Source organism: Microcystis sp. LE19-84.1B (assembly GCF_027531875.1).
Lineage (GTDB): Bacteria > Cyanobacteriota > Cyanobacteriia > Cyanobacteriales > Microcystaceae > Microcystis > Microcystis panniformis.
Genome location: NZ_JAPZSR010000444.1, coordinates 1 through 8,908 on the forward strand (window position 1 = coordinate 1; position 8,908 = coordinate 8,908).

General features: G+C 41.3%; 11 protein-coding genes and 2 pseudogenes. 12 read left to right on the top strand and 1 reads right to left on the bottom strand.

All coding sequences use genetic code 11. The annotated features are described in order from the left end of the window. Positions 1–161: 161 nt before the first annotated feature. The 12 genes and pseudogenes from O9324_RS25040 to O9324_RS25095 all read left to right on the top strand — a co-directional run bounded on the left by O9324_RS25040 (position 162) and on the right by O9324_RS25095 (position 8,718). A complete protein-coding gene (locus tag O9324_RS25040) occupies positions 162–881 on the top strand; it encodes a PH domain-containing protein (RefSeq protein WP_288141620.1) in 720 nt (239 codons plus the stop codon). 45 nt (positions 882–926) lie between these two features. After that, positions 927–1,994 (top strand): hypothetical protein, encoded by a 1,068-nt coding sequence (locus tag O9324_RS25045; RefSeq protein ID WP_288141621.1) that lies wholly within the window; start codon positions 927–929, stop codon positions 1,992–1,994. A 345-nt stretch (positions 1,995–2,339) separates the two neighbouring features. Continuing rightward, positions 2,340–2,549 (top strand): DUF2281 domain-containing protein, encoded by a 210-nt coding sequence (locus O9324_RS25050; protein WP_271988263.1) that lies wholly within the window; start codon positions 2,340–2,342, stop codon positions 2,547–2,549. Then, positions 2,534–2,956 (top strand): PIN domain-containing protein, encoded by a 423-nt coding sequence (locus O9324_RS25055; protein ID WP_288141622.1) that lies wholly within the window; start codon positions 2,534–2,536, stop codon positions 2,954–2,956. The genes O9324_RS25050 and O9324_RS25055 overlap by 16 nt, the downstream gene beginning before the upstream one ends. Positions 2,957–3,192: 236 nt before the next feature. Next, on the top strand, positions 3,193–3,417 hold the full coding sequence (gene mazE / locus O9324_RS25060) for a type II toxin-antitoxin system MazE family antitoxin (RefSeq protein ID WP_002746763.1): 225 nt from the start codon (positions 3,193–3,195) through the stop codon (positions 3,415–3,417). Then, the gene (locus tag O9324_RS25065; RefSeq protein WP_288141623.1) at positions 3,410–3,781 is read left to right on the top strand and encodes a type II toxin-antitoxin system PemK/MazF family toxin; all 372 of its coding nucleotides are present in this window, start codon (positions 3,410–3,412) and stop codon (positions 3,779–3,781) included. Before mazE ends, O9324_RS25065 begins: the two co-directional genes overlap by 8 nt. Positions 3,782–4,071: 290 nt before the next feature. Next, positions 4,072–4,908, top strand: a pseudogene (locus tag O9324_RS25070) (EcoRI family type II restriction endonuclease). A gap of 37 nt (positions 4,909–4,945) precedes the next feature. Continuing rightward, entirely contained in the window at positions 4,946–5,956 is a 1,011-nt protein-coding gene (locus O9324_RS25075; protein ID WP_288141624.1) for an adenine-specific methyltransferase EcoRI family protein, read from the top strand. Positions 5,957–6,246: 290 nt separating this feature from the next. Beyond that, positions 6,247–6,513, top strand: a complete 267-nt coding sequence (locus tag O9324_RS25080) for a hypothetical protein (protein WP_287629728.1) — start codon at positions 6,247–6,249, stop codon at positions 6,511–6,513. 44 nt (positions 6,514–6,557) lie between these two features. Beyond that, a complete protein-coding gene (locus O9324_RS25085; RefSeq protein WP_002771133.1) occupies positions 6,558–6,902 on the top strand; it encodes a UPF0175 family protein in 345 nt (114 codons plus the stop codon). After that, positions 6,899–7,369 (top strand): PIN domain-containing protein, encoded by a 471-nt coding sequence (locus O9324_RS25090; protein WP_287632848.1) that lies wholly within the window; start codon positions 6,899–6,901, stop codon positions 7,367–7,369. The genes O9324_RS25085 and O9324_RS25090 overlap by 4 nt, the downstream gene beginning before the upstream one ends. 167 nt (positions 7,370–7,536) lie before the next feature. Further along, on the top strand, positions 7,537–8,718 hold the full coding sequence (locus tag O9324_RS25095; RefSeq protein WP_288141625.1) for a serine hydrolase domain-containing protein: 1,182 nt from the start codon (positions 7,537–7,539) through the stop codon (positions 8,716–8,718). On the opposite strand, the pseudogene O9324_RS25100 reads toward O9324_RS25095, so the two are convergent. Beyond that, positions 8,687–8,908, bottom strand: a pseudogene (locus tag O9324_RS25100) (hypothetical protein); the annotation flags it as partial. The gene O9324_RS25095 and the pseudogene O9324_RS25100 overlap by 32 nt on opposite strands.

Here is an 8,908-nt window from a genome sequence, read left to right on the forward strand (position 1 = left end):
GTCTCGGTTAGATATATTTCTACTTGCGCTTTTTCTTCTGGAGGGATGTTTAACATGAAATTTTTCCGATTTTTTCTCTCTATTCTCTCATAATTCTCTCAATGAGTATTTATACTCGCTCTTAAGTGGGATGCACCCATCATCGTGGTGCTAAAGAAGGGATGTCTCGGCTCGATAATAAGACTGCAAATAATAAATTTTTAACTATCAACGCTGAGACATTCTCTAAATCTGAATTTTATGAACTCTTATCTAATGATAATTCTATTGCGTCCCAAAGGGCTTTGGCTTTAATTGATGAACTTGAATTTACAGTTAAACCGCCGGTTTTCTCCCATATTAGCATAGTATTATCTGGCGTCGTCATATCCTTAGGGCAAGTATTTCTCCTCAGCTTCTTCTTCTTTTTCTTCTTCTTTGTATTTTTAACTATAGTTTTTGCGATTATTACTCTTGGACAAGAAGACCCGTTTTCCGCACCTCCCCCACCCTATTTAGCATTGAGAATTGTAGCCACGATTTTTCCCCTAGTACCCCTAGTAATAGCTGCTAGAATTTGTATGTCCATTATTTTAGGAGTGAAAAGTGCAAAGAACACAAAATATGAGTTTATCAAAGGGCTGATAAAGATTACCAAAGGAGCTTTTACCGTGAAGACAGAAATAGTTGAATTGTACCGTATTAAAGGTATAAACGTAGTTCAGGATTGGTTTTCTAAGATAACTGGATATGCCACATTGGAGCTTATAAATGATAAATCCCAAAAAGTTGTATTGCCAGGAATTGCAGAAGCTAGAAGAGCTTACTATCTTCAAGATCGCTTAAGAGAATTAACTGTTTTATTACGCTCCCTCCCTTGGATCAAGGGATTTATTTCTTAGGTCTGAGAACCAAAAACTTTGAAGTAAAAGCTTGGAGCTAAATTCATGCCCGGTGATGATTTGGTTGGAGAAATTATCGTCTACTATAAGCCTCCTGGTGGAGAAGAAGGCTCCAGTTTTTCCGTTGGTGGTGAATACGGAGTTGATTTTGGACACGTCTTTGTTGAGGTTCGAGATTTAAGAACTGGGGAAAATCATTATCTAGATATTTGGGAAGAAAACGGTCAGGCACACATTAACAGAGAACTAGACGATACAAGAAGGTCGGAATTTGAAAGTGTTAATTGGGGAATCACAGAAAGTCAATTAGCAGGAGCCGTTCAAGCTATTGAGGAAAGGCTTTCTTCCAGTACGCCGTACGGTGTACTAGATGGTAGTTGCGTAGATTCAGTCGGAGAGGTGATGAGGGGAGCAGGTTATGAAGTACCTGATCGATGGTTTCCATCCGATTTCTGGAGTGAGATTCAGGATATATCAGATGCGAACCAAGGATCAGCAACCTCGCCCACAGATAGCCCAGAACATAATATCTCTGATGGAGAAGGGCGCTATGTACCACCACCAAACACTTCAGAGAGTCAGCAAGATTCTACTCCAAGCGATGCAAATATATGCTCACCAGATGGGCATGAAACTCACATAGATTTCTCAGAGAGTGGACAAAATTTGACTCCACATGATGCGACTATAAGTTCCTCGGACGGATATGAAATTCGTGCTGATTCACCCAGCAGCATAAGTTCACCTACTTCTTACGATCCAAGTAGTGACGTTGGACATAGCTATACTCCTTCTGATGCTAACTACTCTGATCCATCTGGACAAAGCTCTGGGGAATGGGGCTCTGAGTCTTCTGGCAGTATGGGTTCACCTGCTTCTTACGATCCAAGTAGTGATGATGGTCATAGTTATACTCCTTCTGGTGCTAACTACTCTGATCCATCTGGACATAGCTCTCAGGAATGGGGCTCTGAGTCTTCTGGCAGTATGAGTTCACCTGCTTCTTACGATCCAAGTAGTGATGACGGACATAGTAATACTCCTTCTGGTGCTAACTACTCTGACCCGTCAGGGCATAGCTCTCATGAAGGATGGTCGGAAGGTCTAATTTAAAGAACTTGCCGCAACGCCTGCTGATTGCTTGTGTAGTATGTCAGCCGTTCCCAGAGAGACTCCTCAGATCGCTGATCGCTGTAGGGTACATTCCCTAATGTGGCTCCTACTGCTCCAGCGCTCGATTTTGGGGAACGCACCATGTACATTGATTGAAACTGTGGGTTAAAGTGCGATACCGAAGGCATTGGGTAGCACCCCTAGATGGGGTTGGAGGGATTGCTTTAGGGCGCTATACTGGGTTATAGGGGTTTTCAAGATTAGTGCTATTTCTCATCAAATCCTATGCTAGACTGGTGCTAGATTAGTTATCAACTACTACAAAAAGTTGAATTGGTAAAATACATGAGTACATCAGCAAAATCACTAGAAGAACTGGTGAGACAATTATCGCCCCAGTTAAAGGTTGAAGTACAAACGTTTGTAGAGTCACTTTTAAGTAAATCTAACCAACCCATAAGACCCAAACTCCGTCAAGACTGGGCAGGGATGCTTAAAACCGATTACACATCAATTGAGTTACAGCATCTTGCAGTTGAATGGAGAAATGGCTAGTGTTTCTTCTGGATACGAATATTTGGCTAGAACGTTTATTAGGACAAGGACAGGCGGAGGTTGTTGCGGAGCTACTTGATACGCTCTCACCCTCTGATATGTGTATGACTGATTTTACTTTACATTCTATCGGGGTGATCTGTAATCGGCTGAATCAAAGAGACGTTTTTATCAAATTTGTGGATGACGTTTTGATTGATGCTGGTGTTGTACTGATCGGTGTTCCTGCTAACCAAATGAAGAGAGTCGTAGAAATAATGGATCTCTTTCGCTTGGATTTTGATGATGCTTACCAATATGTTGCTGCCGAGCTTGAAAAAGCTACTATTGTGAGTTTTGATCAAGATTTTGACAGGACAGAGCAAAGACGTTTGACTCCTATGCAAGTGCTTAAAATTAGAAATTAATTGCTTGCTCCCGTCAGTCATTGCCGTAGGGTGCGTTCCCTAATGTAAGTCCTACTGCTCCACTAATAGATTTTGGGGAACGCACCATGTACGATACCGAAGGCATTGGGTAGCACCCCTAGATGTCGTTAGGCATTCAATCTACTTACAGATCAGAGGCAAGCATTGACAATTAATGTAGGATTAGTTAGTATGATGATCTAATCCTACCAAGCTGTCGTAAACAGTTTATGGCAATGAGTAAGAAAGTTAGCATAACCTTAGACGACGAAGTTTTGGAATTTGTAGATCGACTAGCAAGCAATCGTAGCAGCTTCATAAATGATGTTCTCTGGCAAGAGAAGAGAAGGGTTTTTATGAAAGAGCTAGAAGACGCTTATAAAGATCAGGCCAATGATCCAGAGATGCAAGCAGAAATCTCTGTCTGGGATATTGCAGTGGGCGACGGTCTAAATGCCTAATGGAAGACTAACCTATAAGCGAGGAGAGATCTGGTGGATCGATCTGAAACCCGCTGTTGGTCATGAAACCGATAAAGAACGTCCTTGCCTGATTTTACAAAACGATATTGGCAATCAAAATGGAACAACGACAGTAGTTGCTCCATTGTTGCCAGGGAAAAGGACTTATCCTTTTGTTGTCAATATTACCCCGACAGTGCAGAATGGACTAGACGGAGATCGATACATCAACTTAAGTCAAATGAGGGCTGTAGATTCTCAAAGAATTAAGAATAAACAGGGTGTTTTAGAAGACGTTTATTGGGAAGAAATAGAGAAAGCAATATGTATTGAGCTCGGTTTCAGCAAATCCCTATCGCCGTAGAGTGCGTTCCCTAATGTGGCTCCTACTGCTCCAGCGATCAATTTTGGGGAACGCACCATGTACATTGATTGAAGCTGTGGGTTAAAGTGCGATGTGGGCTAATCTGGCTAACACGCTTTTGGGCGTGATATACGGAAAACTTCTTGTGATTGCGCCTAAATAGAATAGCGAAAGTTGACCCATACCGTTACTCTGGAGAGTGTTATACATAAAGTTGGCGTATAATTTTTAGTTATAGATACATTATCTGTAGCAGAAAGTGGAAGATTTAAGTAAAGAAAAGGCACAATATGACTAAAAAGAATCAATCAAAAAGATTAACGAATCAACATAAAGAGTCTAAAGGTGTGGTTGGTATATTTGGAGATGAAGCAAAATCACACGACATAACTGTTGGAAAAATTTCACTTTTTGTAATTGAACAGCTTGAAAAGGATTTTCCTCAATTATCTTTTCAATACAAAAAGAGCATAAAAAAAGAAGAAATAAACGAAGCATTAAAGAAAATTGACCCTGAATTAGGACAAACACTTTTTGTATCAAATTAAAGTATTATACCCGATGGTGGAATAATAGAAGTAAAAGATGATAACGGTAATTGGAGAATCGTTTTAGTTTCGGAAGCTAAACATCAGGGGAAAGACATTGAAAACATCAAAGCAGGAAAACTTGTAGGAGCAAAAAATGATCAAGATTTGATGGCTGCCGGTAATGCGATAGAAAGAACCCATAAAAACATATCTGAAATCGCTAATTTGATGTTATCTGAATCTCATTTTCCCTATGTATTATTTCTGGAAGGCTCAAATTTTTTAACAGAAACTATTTCAATTAAAAGACCCGATGGAAGGGTTGTAACGCTTGAATACAATTCAGGAACGCTAAATAGATTAGATAGGTTAACTTCTGCAAATTATGGAATGCCCATTAATACCAATTTGTGTAAAAATAAGTTTGTCAAGCATAAAGATAAAACAATTATGCTTCAAGCAACTTCTATATACACACAAGGAAATGGCGAAAAATGGGATGTCAAAAAAATGTTTGATATTATGCTTGAAATTTCTAAAACCTCTCTTAAAGTATTAGGCAGTGAGATATTTAATCAGATAACCAAAAGTAAATAACTAAAACAAAGATTTATTAAATCAAAATAGGTTGAAAATGGCAAGAAATGCAACAAATGAATTGTTACAAAAAGCTAAGAAATCAAAAAGTGATGAGTTTTATACACAGCTTTCAGATATAGAAAGCGAATTACAGCATTATAAAAGTCATTTTGAAAATCAAGTAGTTTATTGCAATTGCGATGACCCCCGAATTAGTAACTTTTTAAATTATTTTACCTCAAATTTCAAGGAATTAGGTCTTAAAAAAATAATAACATCTTGTTATAGAGAGCAAGTAAAAAATTTATTTAATACAGAAGAAGATGAAAAAGGTTTTTTCTTTGAATATACAGGTACAGAAGGCGAAAAAAACAAACCAAGTTCAACTGACCTAGTTTACTTTAATGGAGATGGTGATTTTCGTAGTTCGGAAAGCATTGAACTATTAAAGCAGTCCGATATTGTTGTTACCAATCCCCCATTTTCATTATTCAGAGAGTATGTAGCTCAATTGGTTAAATACGATAAAAAGTTTTTGATAATTGGAAATATTAATGCAATAACCTATAAAGAAATTTTCAAACTTATTAAAGAAAACAAGGCGTGGTTAGGAATAAATCTTGGTAGAGGTATTTCAGGTTTTATTGTACCTGAACACTATGAACTATATGGAACAGAAACTCGAATAGATAACTCTGGTAATAGAATAATCTCACCGAACAATTGTTTATGGCTTACTAATTTAGATAATTTTAAGCGGCACGAAGATATAAAACTTACAAAAAGATATTTTGGCAACGAAGTTCAATATCCAAAATATGACAATTATGATGGAATTAATGTTAATAAAACGCAAGATATACCAATAGACTATAAGGGATATATGGGGGTGCCAATAACATTTTTACATAAATTTAATCCCGACCAATTTGAAATAATTAAATTTAGGAAAGGGAATGATGATAAAGATTTATCAGTAAATGGGAAATGTCCGTATTTTAGAATACTAATCAAGAATAAACGAATACAAACTGAATATATTGATTTAACTGACAAAGAAAGATAAGGTATAACAAATCGTTGTACCTGACATTTTTCCGCTACGATCAAAAATGTAGGTGAACTCGATCATTATGCTCCAAAGCTAGTGCGATGCCGCCGTCGGAGACGCGCGAAGCTGAGGCACTGCGTAGCAGTACGCAATCTTGTAGGGTGCGTTCCCTAATGTGGCTCCTACTGCTCCACTAATAGATTTTGGGGAACGCACCATGCACATTGATTGAAACTGTGGGTTTAAGTGCGGTCGCCGATCTTAATAAGCTACATTAACAACAATACTTAAAGAGAAGGCTTAAAATGGTTAAATCAACTTTGTACACGACAGCAAAAGTCCTACCGGGAAATAGAATTGAAATTGAATCTCCAGATCTGACTGTAGGACAAACTGTTGAGGTAGTTATTTTGGTTGAAGAAGTTAGTTCTGATTCTTCCACCACCGAAGCTATCTCTCCATCCTTAAAACAGCGTCTTGCTTTTCTGAAGTTACCAATGACTGAACGTAGAAATATTCTCAAAAGTCAAGCCGATATAATTCTCTCTCACTATCAACAAGATTCTGAATGACAAGAGTTAATGGCAGGTGACATCATCATCACAAAGTTGAAACTATGGATTTTAGCTATACTAGACTTAAAGTAATTGCCCTACGAATTGATTTTTCTAGTACCAACCCTATGCAAATTATCCTCAATCTCCCCGATGAACTGGTTCAACATTTTAACCGAGATCACCTTGCTCGTGAGATTTTAGAAGCCTTAGTCATACAAGCCTATCAAGTAGAAAAAATTACCAGTGCAGAGGTTGGGCGTATCCTTGAGCTACCGTCTCGTTGGGCAGTAGATGACTTTCTGAAACAGCACAATGCTGATTTACACTACGATGAAACCGATTTAGAGCGCGATTGCGAAGCTCTCCGTCAACTGCGTGTTAAATACACCAATAGTGCTTCATGATCGTCGTTTCTGATACCTCACCCATCAACTATTTACTCCTCATTAACCAGATCGACTTGCTCCCCCGCTTGTTTCAGCAAATCATCGTCCCTGACGTGGTTCGAGATGAAATGGTTGATCCCTCTGCGCCACTCGTCCTTCAGCAATGGATCGCCAATCCTCCACCTTGGTTTACGGTTCAAACCGTTTCCGTGGTAGATGAAACTCTTGATGCCCTTGATCCTGGAGAACAGGCAGCGATTAGTCTGGCTCAAACCTTGCCAGCAGATTTGCTGATTATCGATGAACGCTTGGGGCGACAGATAGCCAGCGATCGTGGAATCCCCATTATCGGCACTCTTGGAATCTTAGATGATGCTGCAAGTCAGGGTTTTGTCGAGCTTTCAGACGCTATTGCTCGATTGCAACAAACGAACTTCCGCATATCCCGCCGCATCATTCAAGTATTGCTAGAGAGTAAAGAATAAGGTTGTAGTATAGTCAGGAGGAAGCGGCGAGGAAAGCCAGCTAACACTGCGTGGCAGCGGAAGGATGAGAGTCATCGGTTGAGCGTTTCAGGCTACCTGCCGCCGCCGCACTTTACCGTTGGGCTGCTATAAACTATACTCCATCACAAAGAAAGAGAGGCTTCGTCATGCAACAGAATACTGTTCGTCTAACTCTAGGCGGAATTCTGCTAGTGATGGCGGCTTGCGCGCCACAATCCCCACCGACGCCCACGTTGCCGCCTCCCACCTCCACCGTTCTCTCACCCACCGCTATACCTCTGCCGCCAACGGCCACCAGCTTTCCGACCACCCCGGTCCCCACCGCCATCTCGCCGGATGTCATTACCAGCATTGATACCATGCTGAAGAATCTGGCCGACAAGGGCCTTCTCAATGCCTCAGTGCTCATTGGCCAGCGGGGCAAGGTGTTGCTCAGTAAGGGCTACGGCTTGGCGGATCGGGAGAAGAAGACCCCCAACACGGCTCAAACCCGTTTTCGGCTGGGTTCCATCACTAAGCAATTCACAGCGATGGCCATTCTCATGTTGGAGATGCAAGGCAAACTCAAGGTTCAAGACCCCATCTGCAAGTATATTGCTGATTGCCCATCTACATGGCAAGCCATCACGATTCACCATCTTCTGACGCACACTTCTGGCATCCCGGATTTCACGGCGTTGCGTGACTACCAGAGTTCGCGGGCCACCCCTTCGTCCCCCGAGCAAACCATCGCGCGTTTCAAAGATTTGCCTTTGGATTTCCAGCCGGGCGGGAAATGGAGCTACAGCAACTCCGGCTACATTGTGCTAGGTTTCATCATTGAGAAAGTCTCCAGCCAAACATACGAAGACTTTTTGCAACAAGCCATCTTCACCCCGCTGAATCTGCGCGATACCGGATATGATCACAATGCCAACGGCTTGGCAGTGGGTTATAAGGATCAATATTCCACCCTTCCGGCGGATTACATTGATATGTCCATCCCCTATGCCGCTGGCGCTTTGTATTCTACGATTGGAGACCTTTACGCTTGGGAAAACGCGCTATCCACCGAACAATTGACTTCACAGGCTTATCTGGACGAAATGTTCGCCCCCCAAGCGCCAATGCCGGATAGCGGTGGTTGGGCGTATGGCTACGGCTGGGCCATCGGAACAGATCTGAATCGGGCAGTTGTTTCACATGGGGGCAATATTGAAGGGTTTGCATCTATTGTAATGCGCTATCTGGACGAGCAGGTTGTCATCATTGTGCTCAGCAACCAGGAAAACAAAGATGTGGGGTTGATTGAAAACATCATCGCCAAGAAACTCTTTGGGATACAGTAGGCTCAGCCCCTTCAAGCGGACCAACATTACGCTGGAAAGTGTTATACAGCCGTAGGGTGCGTTCCCTAATATGGCTCCTATTGCTCCAGCGATCGATTTTGGGGAACGCACCATGCACATTGATTGAAACTGTGGGTTTAAGTACGATACCGAAGGCACTGGGTAGCAATCGCAATCTTGTAGGGTGCGT

Excerpts from the sequence above, each read along its gene's own strand:
- O9324_RS25040 (WP_288141620.1), top strand. The coding sequence starts at position 162 with ATGTCTCGGCTCGATAATAAGACTGCAAATAATAAATTTTTAACTATC.
- O9324_RS25045 (WP_288141621.1), top strand. The coding sequence starts at position 927 with ATGCCCGGTGATGATTTGGTTGGAGAAATTATCGTCTACTATAAGCCT.
- O9324_RS25050 (WP_271988263.1), top strand. The coding sequence starts at position 2,340 with ATGAGTACATCAGCAAAATCACTAGAAGAACTGGTGAGACAATTATCG.
- O9324_RS25055 (WP_288141622.1), top strand. The coding sequence starts at position 2,534 with ATGGAGAAATGGCTAGTGTTTCTTCTGGATACGAATATTTGGCTAGAA.
- mazE (WP_002746763.1), top strand. The coding sequence starts at position 3,193 with ATGAGTAAGAAAGTTAGCATAACCTTAGACGACGAAGTTTTGGAATTT.
- O9324_RS25065 (WP_288141623.1), top strand. The coding sequence starts at position 3,410 with ATGCCTAATGGAAGACTAACCTATAAGCGAGGAGAGATCTGGTGGATC.
- O9324_RS25075 (WP_288141624.1), top strand. The coding sequence starts at position 4,946 with ATGGCAAGAAATGCAACAAATGAATTGTTACAAAAAGCTAAGAAATCA.
- O9324_RS25080 (WP_287629728.1), top strand. The coding sequence starts at position 6,247 with ATGGTTAAATCAACTTTGTACACGACAGCAAAAGTCCTACCGGGAAAT.
- O9324_RS25085 (WP_002771133.1), top strand. The coding sequence starts at position 6,558 with ATGGATTTTAGCTATACTAGACTTAAAGTAATTGCCCTACGAATTGAT.
- O9324_RS25090 (WP_287632848.1), top strand. The coding sequence starts at position 6,899 with ATGATCGTCGTTTCTGATACCTCACCCATCAACTATTTACTCCTCATT.
- O9324_RS25095 (WP_288141625.1), top strand. The coding sequence starts at position 7,537 with ATGCAACAGAATACTGTTCGTCTAACTCTAGGCGGAATTCTGCTAGTG.